Origin of the sequence: Candidatus Darwinibacter acetoxidans (genome assembly GCF_041936445.1) — a bacterium.
GTDB lineage: Bacteria > Bacillota > Limnochordia > Darwinibacteriales > Darwinibacteriaceae > DTU010.
Window position 1 is genome coordinate 16,733 of record NZ_JBHGXH010000287.1, and the last position, 17,275, is coordinate 34,007.

The 17,275-nt window shown below is 59.3% G+C and carries 13 protein-coding genes; 8 read left to right on the plus strand and 5 right to left on the minus strand.

The window, feature by feature from the left end; translation table 11 throughout:
• The first annotated feature begins 76 nt into the window (after window positions 1-76).
• Both ACE4YL_RS11095 and ACE4YL_RS11100 read left to right on the plus strand, forming a co-directional pair.
• The gene (locus ACE4YL_RS11095; protein WP_461358167.1) at window positions 77-2,389 is read left to right on the plus strand and encodes a glycoside hydrolase family 65 protein; all 2,313 of its coding nucleotides are present in this window, start codon (window positions 77-79) and stop codon (window positions 2,387-2,389) included.
• A gap of 14 nt (window positions 2,390-2,403) precedes the next feature.
• Complete coding sequence (locus ACE4YL_RS11100) at window positions 2,404-3,723, plus strand: bifunctional metallophosphatase/5'-nucleotidase (RefSeq protein ID WP_461360518.1); 1,320 nt, start codon at window positions 2,404-2,406, stop codon at window positions 3,721-3,723.
• A 35-nt stretch (window positions 3,724-3,758) separates the two neighbouring features.
• Here the strand turns inward: ACE4YL_RS11100 and ACE4YL_RS11105 are convergent, their stop codons facing one another.
• Window positions 3,759-4,808, minus strand: a complete 1,050-nt coding sequence (locus tag ACE4YL_RS11105) for a M42 family metallopeptidase (protein ID WP_461360519.1) — start codon at window positions 4,806-4,808, stop codon at window positions 3,759-3,761.
• Window positions 4,809-4,926: 118 nt separating this feature from the next.
• On the opposite strand from ACE4YL_RS11105, the gene ACE4YL_RS11110 reads away from it, so the two are divergent.
• Complete coding sequence (locus ACE4YL_RS11110) at window positions 4,927-5,097, plus strand: CDIF630_02480 family spore surface protein (protein WP_461358382.1); 171 nt, start codon at window positions 4,927-4,929, stop codon at window positions 5,095-5,097.
• Between the two features lie 42 nt (window positions 5,098-5,139).
• Here ACE4YL_RS11110 and nifJ read toward each other — a convergent pair whose 3' ends face one another.
• Complete coding sequence (gene nifJ / locus ACE4YL_RS11115) at window positions 5,140-8,664, minus strand: pyruvate:ferredoxin (flavodoxin) oxidoreductase (RefSeq protein ID WP_461364980.1); 3,525 nt, start codon at window positions 8,662-8,664, stop codon at window positions 5,140-5,142.
• A 276-nt stretch (window positions 8,665-8,940) separates the two neighbouring features.
• Between nifJ and ACE4YL_RS11120 the strand changes: the two genes are divergently transcribed.
• Genes ACE4YL_RS11120 through grdC form a run of 5 tightly spaced genes read left to right on the plus strand, consistent with a single transcriptional unit; the run spans window position 8,941 to window position 14,929 of the window.
• Window positions 8,941-9,258, plus strand: a complete 318-nt coding sequence (locus tag ACE4YL_RS11120) for a thioredoxin family protein (protein WP_461359072.1) — start codon at window positions 8,941-8,943, stop codon at window positions 9,256-9,258.
• 23 nt (window positions 9,259-9,281) lie between these two features.
• Complete coding sequence (locus ACE4YL_RS11125) at window positions 9,282-10,568, plus strand: glycine/sarcosine/betaine reductase component B subunit (RefSeq protein ID WP_461359073.1); 1,287 nt, start codon at window positions 9,282-9,284, stop codon at window positions 10,566-10,568.
• A 24-nt stretch (window positions 10,569-10,592) separates the two neighbouring features.
• The gene (gene grdA / locus ACE4YL_RS11130; RefSeq protein ID WP_461360521.1) at window positions 10,593-11,054 is read left to right on the plus strand and encodes a glycine/sarcosine/betaine reductase complex selenoprotein A; all 462 of its coding nucleotides are present in this window, start codon (window positions 10,593-10,595) and stop codon (window positions 11,052-11,054) included.
• A gap of 3 nt (window positions 11,055-11,057) precedes the next feature.
• On the plus strand, window positions 11,058-12,365 hold the full coding sequence (grdB, locus tag ACE4YL_RS11135; RefSeq protein ID WP_461359075.1) for a glycine reductase complex selenoprotein B: 1,308 nt from the start codon (window positions 11,058-11,060) through the stop codon (window positions 12,363-12,365).
• Window positions 12,366-12,415: 50 nt separating this feature from the next.
• Window positions 12,416-14,929, plus strand: coding sequence for a glycine/sarcosine/betaine reductase complex component C subunit beta (gene grdC, locus ACE4YL_RS11140; protein ID WP_461369647.1), 2,514 nt, complete (start codon window positions 12,416-12,418; stop codon window positions 14,927-14,929).
• Window positions 14,930-14,997: 68 nt separating this feature from the next.
• Here the strand turns inward: grdC and ACE4YL_RS11145 are convergent, their stop codons facing one another.
• From ACE4YL_RS11145 to ACE4YL_RS11155, 3 genes are all read right to left on the minus strand, one after another.
• On the minus strand, window positions 14,998-15,819 hold the full coding sequence (locus tag ACE4YL_RS11145) for a hypothetical protein (protein WP_461365620.1): 822 nt from the start codon (window positions 15,817-15,819) through the stop codon (window positions 14,998-15,000).
• Between the two features lie 25 nt (window positions 15,820-15,844).
• Entirely contained in the window at window positions 15,845-16,300 is a 456-nt protein-coding gene (locus tag ACE4YL_RS11150; protein ID WP_461359078.1) for a BsuPI-related putative proteinase inhibitor, read from the minus strand.
• 94 nt (window positions 16,301-16,394) lie between these two features.
• Complete coding sequence (locus ACE4YL_RS11155) at window positions 16,395-17,183, minus strand: hypothetical protein (protein WP_461369648.1); 789 nt, start codon at window positions 17,181-17,183, stop codon at window positions 16,395-16,397.
• Between the last annotated feature and the right edge of the window lie 92 nt (window positions 17,184-17,275).

Genomic DNA, 17,275 nt, shown 5'->3' on the forward strand with positions numbered 1-17,275 from the left:
CCTGGTATTATTAGGAGGATTATGGGCCCAAGTCGCCAAATAGAAAAACGGACAATGAGTAGAAGGAGACTAGTTCATGCGCAAGTTTCATCAAAACCGGCAGGCGATCTACGCCTTCCACCCCTGGCAGGTGGTGGAGACGGAGTTCCGTCCGGAGCATAATCACCGCAGTGAAGCGATTTTTTCCTTAGGCAATGGCTATCTGGGCATGAGGGGAACCTTTGAAGAAGGGCTGCCCAGCCACATCCCCTCCACGCCCGGCATCTACATCAATGGGATCTATGAAACAGAGCCCATCATCTATGGCGAGTTCATGGCCAAACAGCCCCAGAACTACCAGACCATGATCAACGTCACCGACTGGAAGGGGCTGAAGATCCTCGTGGAGCACGAGGAGTTTTCCATGCTCCAGGGCCAACTAGAGCAGTACGTCCGGGTGCTGGACCTCAAAGAAGGGGTTCTCCGCCGGGAACTGGTCTGGTGCAGCCCCAAGGGCAGGCGGGTCAAACTGACCTTTGAGCGGTTCATCTCCCAGGTGGAAAAACACCTAGCCTACCAGCGCTGCACCGTTACACCCCTGGGTTGGTCCGGTCAGATCACCATCCGCTCCCAGGTGAACGGCGCGGTGCGCAATTACCATCATCTCCGGGAACCGGCTTTGGAGGTGCTCTCCACAACCCACACCAACGAAAGCGGGCTGATCATCTCCAAAACCAAAAAAAGCCAGATCGCCGTGGCCTGCGCAGTCAGCCATGCGGCTGAGCCTGCCGCCTCCATCATGGGCTCAGCCGGCAGCGAGTGTCTGGACTTTGTGGTCCGCTTCCAGGCGGAGCCGGGTCAAACTTACACGCTGGAGAAATATGTGGCCATGGCCACCTCCCGGGATGTGGCCCAGGAGCACCTGGGCAGCTTTGTGCAGCGTTTGGTGCAGAGGAGTGCGGAACTCGGCTACGCGCGGGCCAAAAATGACCATGTGGAGTTCTTGAGCAGATTCTGGGAGGATGCCGATGTGGAAATCGAGGGGGATCTCGCCCTGCAGCAGGGCGTGCGGTTCAATGCCCTGCAGCTTCTGCAGTCCACCGGCCGGGATGGGAGGACCAATATCGCGGCCAAGGGCTTAAGCGGCGAGCACTATGAGGGCCACTATTTCTGGGACACCGAAACTTACATCATCCCCTTCTTCCTCTACAGCCGGCCGGACATCGCCCGCAAACTCCTCGAATACCGCTACAGCATCTTGGATGCGGCCCGGGAAAACGCCAAGCGCATGCGGGATAGGGGGGCGCTTTTCGCCTGGCGCACCATCAACGGCCAGGAGGCCTCAGGGAACTTTTTGGGCTCCACGGTCCAGTACCATATCAACGCGGCGGTGGCCTATGCCATCCACAAGTACGTGGAAGCAACAGAGGATTGGGATTTCCTGGCGGAGATGGGCGCGGAGATCCTCTTTGAGACCGCCCGCTGCTGGGCCAGCCGGGGCGTGTTCCTGGAAGCCCGGGGCGGCAAGTACTGCATCAACGAAGTGTGCGGGCCCGATGAGTACAAGCCGGGCGTGAACAACAACTGCTACACCAACTACATGGCCCAGTTCAACCTGGGGTATGCCCTGAAGGCCCGGGACATCTTGGCCGAGAAATATCCGGAAAGGTATGCCGAACTCAAGGACAGGCTCCAGCTCCAAGATGAGGAGTTTGCCCTCTGGCAGAAGTGCGCCGACAACATGTACCTGCCCTTCCACGAGGAGCTGGGGATCCACCCCCAGGATGATTCGTTCCTGTACAAGGATCCCATCGATATCGATTCCATCCCAGAAGAGGAGATCCCCTTGGTGGCCAACTGGCACCCCTTGGTGATCTGGCGCTACCAGGTGATCAAGCAGGCGGATGTGATTCTGCTCATGTTCCTCCTGGGCGATCAGTTTACCCTGGAGGAAAAGAAAGCCAATTTCGACTACTACGAGCCCAAGACCACCCATGACTCGTCCCTCTCCCCGGCCATCTACAGCATCATCGCCGCGGAGATCGGCTACAGGGAGTTTGCCTACAACTACTTCCTGCAGACGGTGCGCCTCGATCTCGATGACTACAACCGCAATGCCTGGCAGGGACTGCACACCGCCTGCATGGCCGGATCCTGGATGGGCATTGTCAACGGCTTTGCCGGCATGCGCACCTTCGGCGGGCAGTTGAGCTTTAGGCCCTTCCTGCCGGACAAATGGCAGCGCTACAGCTTCAAGGTGAAGTTCAGGGGGGCACGCCTGCAGATCACAGTCCTTCCTGGCCAGGTGGAATACCAGCTGTTGGCGGGGGAGTCTCTATCTTTTTACCATTTTGGGCAACCGGTTACATTGGCTTCTGGAGAGGCTTTGCGTCTGGAAATCCCCAGCTAAAAGAAGGTGAAACAATGAAAAAGACGTTGGCCATCTGCCTGCTGCTCCTTTTCGCCGCGCTGTTCAGCCCTTCAGCTCAGGGGCAGGATCAGCTGGTGATCCTGCACACCAACGACCTCCACGGCCAGTCCCTGGCCCGCCTGGCCACCCTCCTGGCGGAGCAGCGGGAGCTCCATCCCGATCTGCTCTGGGTGGATGCGGGCGACCTTTTCTCCGGCACCGCCATCTCCAACCTGCTGCAGGGAAAGGCGGAAGAAGCGGCAGTGCTGGAGCTGGGCCTGGATGCCATCGCCTTGGGTAATCATGATTTCGACTTCGGCCTGGAGGCCGTGCACCGTTCGCTCCAGGCTGGGGTACCCTGGGTAGCGGTGAACGTGCTGCAGCAAGACGGTACCCACCTGGCAGCTCCCTTTTTCCTCAAGCAGGTGGGGGATGTCCGGGTGCTCATCACGGGGGTAGCTACGCCCGCTACGCCCCGCATGTCCTTCCCCGAGCATGTGGCGGGACTCACCTTCGCCGATCCCGCTGCTGCCCTCGGGCAGCTCCTGGAAGAGCAGGCCGGTGCCTTTGATATCTGCCTGGTCCTCTCCCACCTAGGTTACGGGGAGGATCTGCTCCTGGCCCAACAGGTGCCGGGGATCAAGGTGATTATCGGCGGCCACACCCACACGGTGCTCAGCAGGCCGGTGCGGATCGGGGACACCCTGATCTGCCAGGCCGGTGCCAACGGCGAATACCTCGGTAGGGTAGTGATCAACCTGGAGGAAGGCTATCCTGCCCAGGGAGAGCTTCTGCGCATCGAGGCCAGCACTCCTCCCCACCCCCGCTTTGTGGAACTGGACCAGCATTTTGAGGACCTCTTCGCCGCCCAGCTGGATGAGGTCATCGGCTACTCCCGCTTCGGCTATGTGAAAAACGGGATGGGCATCCTCCTGACCAGGGCACTTCAGGAGTTCACGGGGGCAGATGCGGCCCTCTACAACGGCGGCGGCGTGCGTGCGGGTCTCCCCCGGGGTGCGGTCACCCGGCGGGATGTGTTCGCGGTGGAGCCCTTCGGCAACCAGGTGGTGGTGGTTACCCTCACCGGGGCCCAGATGGCGGAGCTGCTGGAGATCAAGTCCCTCCGCTCCAGCGACTTTTTCGAGGGGCCCCGCCTCGTGGATACAAGCAAGACTTACCGCATCGCCACCAGCGACTTTCTAACCACCCCAGAGTCCAGCTACCCCATGCTGGCAGCCGGGGAAATCCACAAGCTCGGTGTGCCGGTGCGGCAGGTTCTGGAAGACTACTTAAGGGAACAGGTTCTGGAAAAAGCAGAGCAGGGTGTCCGGTGAGGAACACCCTGCTTTTTTGCGGAAGTTTCAGGCGCTTAGCACATGGGCGAGAACAGGTAGTGATAGACCAGCTTGGCCGTGTTGATCAGCGCATCTACATGGGTGCGCTCAAAGGCGTGGGAGGCATCGATGCCGGGACCCACCAGGCCGTGCACCAAATCGTGCCCTGCCCGCAGGGCAGCACTGGCATCGGAGGCGTAAAAGGGGAAGATATCCAGCTTATACCCCAGCTGATGTTCCTGGGCCAGCTCCACTAGATGCTGCCGCAGCCTAAGGTCATAGGGGCCGGAGCTATCCATGGCGCAGATGGAGACCGAGTATTCATCGCCCTTCTGCCCATCGCCGATGACCCCCATATCCACCACCAGGTATTCCACAACCTCAGGGGGAATGCTGGAACTGCCGCCATGGCCGATCTCCTCGTAGTTAGAGAAGAGGACGTGGGTGGTGTAGGGCAGCTCCAGCTGGTTTTCCTGGATTTCCTGGAGCAGGTAGAGCAGGACCCCGGCTCCCGCCTTATCGTCCAGATGCCGGGATTTGATAAAGCCGTTGGGCAGGATCTCCGTCCTGGGGTCAAAGGCCACAAAATCGCCCACTTGGATACCTAAACGCTCCACATCTTCGGCGCTGGAAACCTTGGCATCGAGGCGGACCTCCATGTTCTCCTGGCTGCGCTCCGCCTTACCGGCATCCTTGTACACATGCACCGAGGTCTGGTGCATCAAGATGGTCCCGGAGTAGCTTTCCCCGCTGTCGGTGAAGATCTGGCAGTACTCCCCCTCCAGATGCGCCCACTGGGAACCGCCGATCAGAGCCAGGCGGAGCCGTCCGCTGCTTTTGATCTCCTTGACCATGGCCCCCAGCGTATCCACATGGGCCGATAGCATGCGCTGCTCAGCTTGGTTTTTCCCCGGCAGCGTGGCAATTAACCCGCCCTTGCGGTTCTGGGTACAGGCGATACCTACGCTTTCCAGCTTATCCCTGATGTGCGCGATGATGCGGTCCGTGAACCCCGAGGGACTGGGGATGGACACCAGTTCATGAATCAACTGTAGAAGTTCGTTGCCATTAAAAGTAACAGGCACGGCAATCCTCCTCTCCAAGGGCATTATTTGACGCCTGCCCGTCCATCCCTCTATTTGGCAGAGAAAATCCTGATAAGGACCTACCCTTTCCCGCACACTAACGGCAAGGGGGGAGTCTATGTCCGCCCAGAAACGAAAAGGTTTAAAGATCAGAGTTCGGCCCATTGAGGAGCACTCCACTGCGGCCTGGGCCAATATTGACAGGGAGGAGGGGATAGCTAAGGTTCCCATTCCCAGCACAGATTTTGTGAAACTGGCCCGGGATTGGGTAAATCACAACCAAAAATGAGGGAGTGTCCTGGCCCGGCCAGGGCACTCCCTGTTTTGCTTTTTAGGATGGGGCCTCCGCCAGGCGGCGGTAGGCCGCCAGACGTCCCAGGGCATCCTCCTGGGCAGCGCTAAAAAGCTTCTCCGCCTCCTCTGGGAAAGCTCTCCCCAGGGAAGAATAGCGGATCTCGCTCAAGAGGAAATCCCGGAAGGAGCCGGTTGGATCTTTGGAATCCAGGCTGAAGGGGTTTTTCCCTTGGGCCTTCAGCAGCGGGTTGTACCTGTAGAGATGCCAGTAGCCCGCCTCCACCGCCCTTTTTTCCTGCATGATGCTGGTGCCCATCCCGGTGCGGATGCCGTGGTTGATGCAGGGTGAATAGGCAATGATCAGGGAAGGACCCGGGTAGCTTTCCGCCTCCAGGATGGTGCGGATGGTGTGGTTCATGTTGGCCCCCATGGCGATCTGGGCCACATAGACATAGCCGTAGGTCATGGCCATGAGCCCCAGATCCTTTTTTCCCACCCGCTTGCCCGAAGCGGCGAATTTGGCCACGGCGGCCTTGGGCGTGGCCTTGGAAGATTGACCGCCGGTGTTGGAGTATACTTCCGTATCCAGAACCAGGATGTTCACATCGTCGCCCAGGGCCAGCACATGGTCCAACCCGCCGAAACCGATATCATACGCCCAGCCATCTCCCCCGATGATCCACTGTGATTTTTTCGCCAGGTGCTCCCTTCTCTGCAGGATCTCCTCCACCAGGGGATCCACATCCACCTCCCGCTCCAAAAGGCGCAGAAGTTCCCGGCTGGCCTGGGCGGAAGCTATGGTATCCTCCCGATCCTGCAGCCACTTTTCCCCAGCCGCCTTCAGCTCCGGGCTCACCCGTTTGGTCAAAAGCTCCTCTACCAAAGACGCCACCTGTTGGCGCAGCTGCTTGGTGGCTAAACGCATCCCCAAGCCGAACTCTGCGTTGTCCTCGAAGAGGGAGTTGGCCCAGGCCGGTCCCTTCCCTTCCGGCGTCACCGTGTAGGGGAAGGAGGGCGCGCTGGCGGAGTAGATGGAGGAGCAGCCCGTGGCGTTGGCGATGATCATCTGCTCACCGAAAAGTTGGGTGAGCAGGCGCAGATAGGGCGTTTCGCCGCAGCCGGGGCAGGCCCCGTGGAACTCAAAGAGGGGCTGGCGAAACTGGCTGTTCTTCAAAGTCCGCCAGTCCACCAAAGGCGCCTTATTGCTAACCGTCTGCGCAAACAGCCAGTTTTCCCGCTGGACGGCAATCTCCTGGTCCGCGGGCTGCATGATCAGAGCCTTCCCGGGCGCGGGGCACACATCGGCGCAGTTGCCGCAGCCGGTGCAGTCCAAGGGGCTCAACTGAATCCGGTAGCCCAGTCCCTCCAGCCCCTTGCCCACCGCCGGTTTGGTATGGAAGCTCTTTGGTGCCCTGGCCAGCTCTTCCCCGTCCAAGAGATAGGGGCGGATCACCGCGTGGGGACAGACAAAGGAACACTGATTGCACTGGATGCACTTTTCCAGCTGCCACTGGGGGATAGTCACGGCGATACCCCGCTTTTCATAGGCTGTAGTGCCGTTGGGGAAGGTTCCATCGGCGAAGCGGGCCAAGGCGCTCACGGGCAGGTCATCCCCCTCCATACGCTGCATGGGCACCTGGATCTCTGCCACGAAGGGAGGCGCGCCCACAAGGTCTGCCCCTTCGTCCTCCTCCGGCAGCTCTGCCCATTCAGGGGGAACCTTGATTTCCTTGAGTTCGGCTGCTCCCCGGTCGATGGCGGCTACGTTCATCTCCACAATCTCTTTACCTTTGCGCCCGTAGAGCGTCTCCACCGAGGATTTCAGATAGCTTAAGGCCTCCTCCACCGGGATCACCTGAGCCAGTTTAAAGAAGACCGCCTGCATCACCATGTTGATGCGGTTGCCCAGCCCCAGTTCCCCGGCGATCTTGATGGCATCGATGGTGTAAAAGCGCACCTTTTTCCGGGCCAGGGTCCTTTTGGTGGCCGCGGGGAGGTTCTCCTCCAGCTCCCTGCCTTCCCAGGGGCAGTTGAGCACGAAGATACCGCCTGGTTTGATCCCCTTGAGCAGGTCGTAATTGTGCACAAAGGCTTTGTTGTGGCAGGCGATGTAGTCCGGATGGTCCACCAGGTAGGGCGCCTTAAGGGGCTCTTTTCCGAAGCGCAGGTGGGAAACGGTGGTGCCCCCAGACTTTTTGCTGTCGTAGTAAAAGTAGGCCTGCACATGGAGGTCGGTGTGGTCGCCGATGATCCGGATGGCTTCCTGGTTGGCCCCCACGGTACCATCGGAGCCCAAGCCCCAGAATTTGCAGGCGATGGTGCCCTCCGGGGTGATGTCCAAAGGCTCCCCCACCGGCAGGGAAGTGAAGCTGAGGTCGTCGTTGATCCCGATGGTGAAGCGATCCTTGGGCTGATCCTGCTGGAGGTTGTGGAACACGGCGGCGATCTGCGCAGGCGTGGTGTCCTTGGAGCCCAAACCGTACCTGCCCCCCACCACCGTAGGCCGGCTCTCCAGCGCCTGGCAAGCCTTGACCACATCCAAATACAGGGGCTCCCCGGGGGAACCGGGCTCTTTCGTCCTGTCCAAAACGGCGATCTTGCGGACCGTTGGCGGCAGAGCCTCCAGGAAATGGCTCTCGGAAAAGGGTCTGTACAGACGCACCTTCACCACACCCACCCGGCGGCCCTGCTTGCGCAGGTGGTCCACGGTGCTCTCTAGGGTATCGCAGACCGAACCCATGGCCACCACAACCTCCTCCGCCTGGGGATGGCCGTAGTAGTCAAAGAGCCCGTAGCGCCGGCGGGTGAGGGTGTGGAAGCGATCCATGTATTCCTGGACAATACCGGGGACCGCTGCGTAGAAGGGGTTGGCCGCCTCCCTGCCCTGGAAGTAGATGTCGGGGTTCTGGGCGCTGCCCCGGGTGACGGGACGCTCAGGATTCAGGCCCCGCCTGCGAAATCTCTCCAGGGCCTCTAGATCTAGAAGCTGGGCCATTAAGTCGTATTCCACCGTTTCGATTTTTTGGTATTCATGGGAAGTACGGAATCCATCGAAAAAGTGGAGAAAGGGCACACTAGCCTTAAGGGCAGCTAGGTGGGCGATGCAGGCCAGGTCCATCACTTCCTGCACATTGGAGCTGGCCAACATGGCCACCCCCGTCTGGCGGCAGGCCATGACATCCTGGTGATCCCCGAAGATGGAGAGGGCGTGGGCGGCAATGGCCCTGGCGCTCACATGGATCACGCCGGGCAGCAGTTCACCCGCGATCTTGTACAAGTTGGGAATCATGAGCAAAAGCCCCTGGGAGGCGGTGAAGGTGGTGGTCAGGGCCCCGGCGGCCAGGGAGCCGTGGAGGGCCCCAGCCGCGCCGATTTCCGACTGCATCTCCACCACTTCCACCACCTGGTCGAAGAGGTTTTTGCGGCCGTGGGCGCTCCACAGATCCACCAGCTCCGCCATGGGCGAGGATGGGGTGATGGGATAGATGGCGCAAACTTCGGTAAAGGCGTAGGCCACATGGGCGGCGGCTTCATTGCCGTCCATGGTGTGGTATTTTTTCATGCTCGAACCTCCACTTTCATTTTTCCTAGCTAGTATTTGACAGTTGTGTGTTCTCATACCACCGGGGGAAGGGGCCGCTTTCTTGCGAATTTCGGAAAGAGGGGGCGAAAACTTGCGCCTTTTGCCCCGGGATGTTCAGCCCTAAATCGATATTCATCACCCCGGAAAAGCTCGGGAAAATAGGCACAAAAGGCTTTTCCGCAAGCAGGATTCCCCTCGGCGATTGTGTAATATGTTACGTGCGAACTTAAGAACTAAGGCAAAGGAGGTTGAAAAGTGATCGCCTTAGATAAAGAAACTTGGGAAGAACATGTTCCCAATTCCACCGGCTGGGTCGTGGTGGATTTTTGGGGTCCCCGCTGCAAGCCCTGCCTGGCACTTATGCCCCACATAGAGCGCCTTGCAGAGAAGTACGGAGACAAGATGAAGTTCTATTCCTTGGATACTTCCAAGGCCATGCGCTTGGCCATTTCTCAAGGTGTGATGTCGCTGCCAGTCATCGCCTTTTATTATGATGGCGAGAAAAAGGCGGAACTGAGCGGCGAGTTCACAGCTGAGGATGTGGAAAAGAAGATCTTGGAGTTGCTCGGCTAAAGCTTGCCAAAGGAGGTGAGTGTGTGCAGTTTACCTTAGGTACTATCTTCATCGAGGATCTGCAGTTCGGTCCCCGCACAGAGGTGAAGGACAAAACCCTCTACGTCAACAAGGAGGAACTCACCCAGCTGCTGCTCCAGGACGAGCACCTGCAGTCGGTGAGCATCGAGATCGCCCACCCCGGCGAGTCCGTGCGGATCATGCCGGTGAAAGACGTCATCGAGCCCAGGGTCAAGCCGGACCAGGAGGGGGGCATCTTCCCCGGATTGGTGAGCAAGATGTTTCCAGCAGGTGTAGGCCGCACCCATGTGCTCAAGGGCGTGAGCGTGGTCACCACAGGCCGGATCGTGGGCTACCAAGAGGGCATCATCGATATGCAGGGACCAGGCGCCGAGCTGACCCCCTTTTCCCAGCTGCATAACCTGGTTATTGTGGCGGAGCCGGTTGCCGGGGTCACTCCCCACCAGCATGAAGCGGCGCTGCGGAAAATGGGCCTGCGGGCCGCCAACTACCTCGGGGAAGCGGCGCGCGCCTTGACGCCAGATGAGACCGCCACCTACGAGCTTTTGCCCCTGCACGAATACCACAGGCGCTATCCAGATCTGCCCAAGGTCGCCTACGTCTACATGCTGCAGAGCCAGGGCCTGCTCCACGACACCTATTACTACGGCGTCGACGTGAAAAACATGGTGCCCACCTTCATGCAGCCAACGGAAGTGATGGACGGGGCCATTGTCAGCGGCAACTGTGTTTCCGCCTGTGACAAGAACACAACCTACCACCACTTGAACAACCCGGTCATTCACGACCTGCTGAAGCGCCACGGCACAGACCTCTGCTTTGTGGGCTGCGTAATTACCAACGAGAACGTGACCCTGCTTGACAAGCAAAGGTCCAGCGATCTTGCGGCCAAGCTCGTGGAATACCTGGGTGTAGATGGGGTCATCATCAGCGAAGAAGGTTTCGGCAACCCCGACACAGACTTGATCATGAACTGCACGAAGATCGAGCAGAAAGGGATCAAAACTGTCCTGATCACCGATGAATATGCGGGTCAGGACGGCACATCCCAGTCCTTGGCGGATGGCAGCCCGCTGGCGGATGCCATTGTCAGCGGCGGCAACGCCAATGCCCTGGTAACTCTGCCCCCCATGGACAGGGTGATCGGCAGCATCGATCCTGTGGAAGTGATTGCCGGCGGCTTCAAAGGAAACCGCAATCCCGACGGTTCCATCACCGTGGAACTGCAGGCCATCATCGGGGCCACCAACGAGCTTGGTTTCAACAGGTTGACGGCTCGCGAATACTAAAACATCAGAAGGAGGAATCGGTCCATGGTCGATCTCAAAGGCAAATACGTGGCCATTATCGGTGACCGCGATGGCATCCCCGGGCCAGCCATTGAGGAATGCCTCAAGGATACCGGCGCCATCATCGGCTTTTCCACCACCGAATGCTTTGTCTGAACGGCCGCAGGAGCAATGGACATGGAGAACCAAACTCGCGTGCTCGAGTTGGTTGAAACGCATGGTAAGGATAACGTGGTTGTGGTTTTAGGCGGAGCAGAAGCGGAGGCTTCCGGCCTCGCCGCCGAAACAGTGACAACCGGAGATCCTACCTTCGCCGGTCCATTGACAGGAGTTCAGTTAGGACTCCCCGTTTACCATATTTTCGAACTGAAGGACATCATCCCGGAAGACGTCTGGGAAGAGCAGATCAGCATGATGGAAATGGTTCTAGATGTAGATGAAATTATCAAGGAGGTCGCCACCTACCGCGAACGGAATGGGGGGTAGAATTTGGAAACAAAGCGCATAGTTCTCTATCTTAACCAGTTCTTTGGGCAAATTGGCGGCGAAGATAAGGCCGATACTCCACCCCAAAGCGTGGCTAAGGCTGTGGGACCGGGTCTGGGACTCCAAGCCCACCTGCCCGAGAACTGCCAGATCGTGGGTACCATCATCTGCGGTGACGGCTACTTCAACGAAAACCTGGAGGAAGCAAGCCTAGCCGTGCGCCAGATGCTGGAAGAGTTCTCCCCCCATGTGGTAATTGCCGGCCCGGCCTTCAATGCTGGGCGCTACGGGATGGCCTGTGGTATGGTGGGCAAAATCGCCCACGACATGGGCATTCCAGCCGTCTCGGGCATGTACCCGGAAAACCCAGGTGTGGAGACCTACCGCCAATATCTGTATATCATCGAAACAGGCAACTCCGCCGCCAGCATGCGCACCGCGCTGCCCGCGATGGGCAAGCTCGCCGGCAAGCTGGCCAATGGCGAACCCATCGGTCCACCGGCGGAAGAGGGCTATCTAAGCCGCGGTATCCGCAGGAACGTCTTTGTGGAAAAGCGGGGATCGGAGCGGGCCATTGAGCTTCTGCTCAAGAAGATCAAGGGCGAGCCCTTTGAGACCGAGTATCCCATCCCCCACTTCGATCGGGTGGAGCCTGCGGCGGCCATTGCCGATTTGAGCAAGGTAACAGTGGCCCTGGTCACCAGCGGCGGCATTGTCCCCAAGGGCAACCCCGACCGCATTGAAGCATCCAGCGCTTCCCGCTATGGGAAATACAGCATTGCAGGTGTGGAAGCCCTCACCGCCGATGCCTTTGAAACGGCCCACGGGGGCTATGACCCTGTCTACGCCAATGACAACCCCAACCGGGTGGTGCCCGTGGATGCCCTGCGCCAGCTGGAGAAAGAGGGCAGAATCGGCAGGCTCTTCCCCTATTTCTACTCCACCGTGGGCAACGGGACATCGGTGGCCAATGCCAAGAAGTACGCGGCGGAAATCGCCGCGGAGCTGGTCAATGAAGGCGTGCAGGCTGTCATCCTCACCAGCACCTGAGGGACCTGTACTCGTTGCGGCGCAACGATGGTCAAGGAAATCGAACGGAAAGGCATCGCTGTTGTGCATGTGTGCACAGTGACACCCATTTCCCTCACTGTGGGAGCCAACCGCATCGTTCCAGCGGTGGCCATCCCCCACCCCTTAGGGAACCCGAAACTCACTGCCCAAGAGGAGTTTAACTTACGGAAGAAGCTGGTGGAAAAGGCGCTGCAGGCCCTGACCACACCCGTTACAGAGCAGCACGTCTTTGAAGACTAACACAAGGGGTCCCGCCCATGGGACCCCTTGATCCTGTGGAGGTGAATTGCTTGACCAATCCTGTCATTAAGGCAGCCAGCTACTGCCTCTTCCATGCACCGGATATGGTTCTAACCCACGGCACAACACTTATGATTGAGCGGGACAAGAACCCCGCTTCGCCTCTGCTCACCGCGGCCAAGGAAGCCCTGCGGCCCTTTGAGGAAGTGGTGGCCTATCCGCCCAACCAGGTGTATATCGGCAACCTTACACCGGAAGAGCTGGCGGAAATCCCCCAGCCGTGGTACGCCAACCCGGTGGAGGCCAAAAGGGAGGGGCGCTTTGGCGAGATCTTCCCCTTGGACGAACTGATCGCCATGATGAAGATCGCCGACGCCTTCAACTTGGTAGTCCTGGAAGAGGGCTTCGCCCAGGCCATGGTGGAAAAGCTCGCCAGCCATCCTCTCTTTACAGAGCAAGACCTGGCCGTTTTGGGGAAAGCCCAGCCCCTCGCGGATATCCAGGAGCTTCTGGACAAGAAGACCGCGGTACCCCTGGAATTCCAGGGCGAGATCGTGGGCTGCGTGAAGCAGGCCCACGAGTGGGATGTAAACCTCAAGGCCGATGTGATGTTTGAGAACCTGGCGGCCAAAGCCAGCGGAGCATGGGCCCTGCGGCACCTCTTGTGGAAGAACGGGCTTGATCCCGCCATTGTGGAGTACATTATCGAAACCTCCGAAGAGGCCTGCGGCGATATGAACCAGCGGGGCGGCGGCAACTTCGCCAAGTCCATCGGCGAAGTGTGCGGCTGCATCAACGCCACCGGTTCCGACACCCGCTCCTTCTGCGCCGGACCAGCCCACGGCATTGTCAACGCCGCGGCTTTGGTGAAATCCGGCATCTACAAGCACGTTGTGGTCCTGGGGGGCGGTGCCGTAGCCAAGCTGGGCATGAACTGCCGGGATCACATTAAGAAAGATGTGCCTGTCCTGGAAGATGTACTGGGCTCCTTTGCTGTGCTGATCAGCGCCGATGACGGCATCAGCCCCATCATCCGCACCGACAGCATCGGACGCCACCGCATCGGCACAGGTTCTTCGCCCCAGGCGGTGGTCACCTCCCTGGTGACCGATCCCTTGAGTGCGGTGGGCCTGACCATCACCGATGTGGACAAATTTAGTGTGGAAATGCAAAACCCTGAGATCACCTCCCCCGCGGGCGCCGGTGATGTGCCCCTGGCCAACTACAAAATGATCGCAGCCCTCGGCGTGAAGCAGGGCGTCCTGCAGCGCACGGAACTGGACAGCTTCGTGCAAAAGCACGGCCTCAAGGGCTGGGCTCCCACCCAAGGACACATTCCCTCCGGGGTTCCCTACGTGGGCTTTGCCCGGGAAGGCATCCTCAGCGGCCAGATGCGGAGGGTCATGATCGTGGGCAAGGGCAGCCTTTTCTTGGGCCGCCTGACCAACCTGTTCGACGGGATTTCCTTCCTCCTGGAGGCGAACCCGGGTAAAGAAGGGGCCCGCACCGTGGAGCCGGAGGAAGTGGTCACGGTGGGTGTCACCCTCCTCGGAAGCGAACACGGTCTGGAAGAGGTGCTCAGGGGTGCAGAACTGGCCCAGAAGCGCAGCCGCGGCCTAAGGGTGGTGGCTATAGGACCCAAGTGCGAAACCTCCCTGACGGTTATGGAAGCTAACACCGAAGATGAACAGCACAAGGTCATGCAAGAACTGCTGACCACGGGGCAGATCGACGCCTGCGTCACCATGCACTACAACTTCCCCCTGGGCGTGACCACCATCGGACGCGTTGTGGCCCCCGCCAGCGGCAGGGAAATGCTCATCGCCTCCACCACCGGTATGTCCGCCAGCAACCGGACCAAGGCCATGCACAAAAACGCGGTGCTGGGCATCGCGGTGGCCAAGGCCTTGGGGTTAGAGCGGCCCACGGTGGGCATCTTGAACGTGGACGGGGCGCTCACCACCGAACGCTCCCTGCGGGAACTGGAAAAAGAGGGCTACACCATCAACTGGGCAAGGTCCAGCCGGACCGATGGCCAGGCGATTATGCGGGGTAACGATGTTCTGGCCGGTTCCTGTGATGTGCTGGTCACCGACTCCCTCACGGGGAATATCCTCGTTAAGATGCTTTCCGCCCTGAACACCGGCGGCGGCATCGAGTCCATCGGCTACGGATACGGCCCCGGTGTCGGTGAAGGCTTCCAGCAGATCATCAACATCGTGTCCCGGGCCTCCGGCGCCCCGGTCATCGCCGGCGCCATCGAGTTCGCCGGGGAAATGGCCAAAGCCAAACTTCCCCAGATCGTCGCGGCAGAACTGGCCCAGGCCAAACTGCTGGAACAGGAAGGCCCGCAGGCGGTGCAAAAGCCGCCGGCGAAACCTGTGGACCAGGAGATCACCGGCATCGACGTGCTGGAGATCGAAAGCGCCGCGGAAGCGCTCTGGAAGGAGAACATCTACGCCGAGACGGGTATGGGCTGCACGGGGCCTGTGATCATGGTGGCCCCGGAGGATCTGGAGGCAGCCAAACAGAAACTCAGGGAGCTTGGCTTCCTCAGCGAATAACTACGGCCAAGAGCAAGGAAGGAACGTGCGCCGCACGTTCCTTTTCTTGTTGCCAAACAACGCCCAAGCTAACGGGAACTGGAAGCTAGATCCACTTTGACCGATCCAAAATCAGACTTGATCACCACAGGGTGCAGCCCCTCGCCGTGTTTTCCCCGTGCAGTGGTCATGTTCCTCTGTACATCCCGCTCCACAGGGGCATTTCCCGCAAGAGAACCGTTGCTCACCTCGATCCGAAAGTCGTAGCCGCCATCCACAGGCAGCAACTGCACCCGGCTGCTGGAAAAGGCGCTTTCCAGGGTAAGGGGACCGGCTATGTTGCGCAAGCCAACATCGCCAAACTGGTTATCGACCTGCAGCGTGCCCTGGAGTCCCTGTACGGATACGGTGGAGAAGCGGGTAACCAGCTTCAAAAAGCCCACAAAATCCTCCACTTCCACAAAGCCGTAATCATACTGCACCGTCACTTCCATGCCCGAGGGCACTTCCGCTTCGAAGCTTAAGCCCACCTCCCCACTGTGTCCCAGGCCTGTATTTACCAACTCATAGCTGAGCTCAGAGTGGGAGGCGGCTTCCACCACCTCAAAGGCTGCCAAATCCCCTTCCCGTTCAGCGGTAATGGTGGCGGAAACCACCAGTTCCTCCCCGGCGCCGGATTTCAGCTTCACCACGCCCAAACCTCCCTTGAGCACCAGGGAAGTCAGCTCGCCTTGGGGCCTGCGGAACACTTCAGTCCTACTGGCTTGGGGGTCCATGGGCGGGATCGGTCGGAACTCCAACTCCACGGACGGCTGGCGGGGGCTTGGATCTTCAGGCCTATACCAGGCGTCCAGCACAAGGAGCAGGGTGAGGACAGCCAAAAGCACCACCGTTATACTGCGAATTTTCACCGCTCATCCCCCTTCATCGCGGCGGCTAGAGTTCAAACTCCACCACCGTGCTGAATTCTTCCGCGTCCATTTCCCCTGACCTGACCTGGGCCAGGATGGTGATCTCTGCCCGGTACTTGCCGGGCTCTGCGGGTCGGCCCAGCTTATCCCGGCAGTCCCAGACATGGATCCAGGAGAGGGATTCACCTGGCCGCAGCTCTTCAAAGATCAGGGCCATGGTGAAAAACCTGCCCTCGGAAAAGCGGTACACCTCGGCGCCGCCCTCATTGGTTACGACAAGCTCAAACTGCTGTCCCGAACTGAACAGCAGGCTGCTGGGGACATCGTAGATGTTCTTTAGGGAGAAGGAAAACTTGGCTCCCTCCTCAAGCAGCTCCACCCCTGCCTGCAGCATCTGGTCACCGCCTTCCGGATCCGTGTTAACCACGGAAAACAGAATACACGAAGTCACTGCCAGCACCAAAAGCCACCGCCACGACATCTAGTTCACCTCACCTCGGGAGCATACCGCAGCTCCCTCTTTTGTTCCCTCTACCATAGGGATCGACTTCCCACCGCACCTTTATTTGGGTCAGTTAACTACTAATTTCCATGTGCCGCTCAAAGAGGAGGCCCGTCAGGATAAAGAACAGGACCGTAACCAACCCGAAAACTACGTATTTTTCCGGATAGACCAGGAGCAGCACCCCCTCCCCCAACTCATCCAGGCGCAGCAGTTCATGGAGAGGCACCGGGGGGAGCCAGCTAAACAAAGGCTGCAGCAGTTCTGACACTCTAGTGCTGAACCAAACCGCTAGGATCCAGGCCCAAAGCGCCACTAAACCTTGGGCCCTGCCTACCATCTTACTCACCACAAAGGCCAGCTGCACCTGGACCGCCAAGGCAGCAAAAAGCAGGAGGCCGCCTACATACACCCAAAACGCGTTTACAGCCACCCACGCCGGCCCGGGCAGCACCCTGTCCAGTTCCAGGACCCGGCCCAGAAAGAGCAGAAATCCCCCCACGGTAACGATGAACAAAGTGGTGTACTCCACACAGAGGCCAACAAGTTTCGACAGCATCACCTGCCAGCCCGGAACGGGAAGGGCCATGAGCGTATAGATGGTATCCTCCCGCCATTCGCTGCGCAGGGTTTGCAGGGAGCGCCAGACCACCCACAGGGGAAAGAACGTGATGGGCAGCATCACGGCAAGTACCAGGTAACCCGATGGCCAGTTTCCCTCCGCCGTCTCCACGAACACGGGAGAGTTCGCCAAACGCGCCCGCACGTAAGCCATGAGGGCCAGGGTGGCTCCGGAGAGGAAGAGCACCGGCAGACGGCTCGCTTCCAGATCCTTGCGCAACAGCTTGCAGAAGCGTTTCATCAGGCAAAAACCTCCTTGAAGAGATCATTGATGGACTTGCCATGGCGGCTGCGCAAATCCTCGGCATTGCCCTGAAGAGTGATGGTACCCTC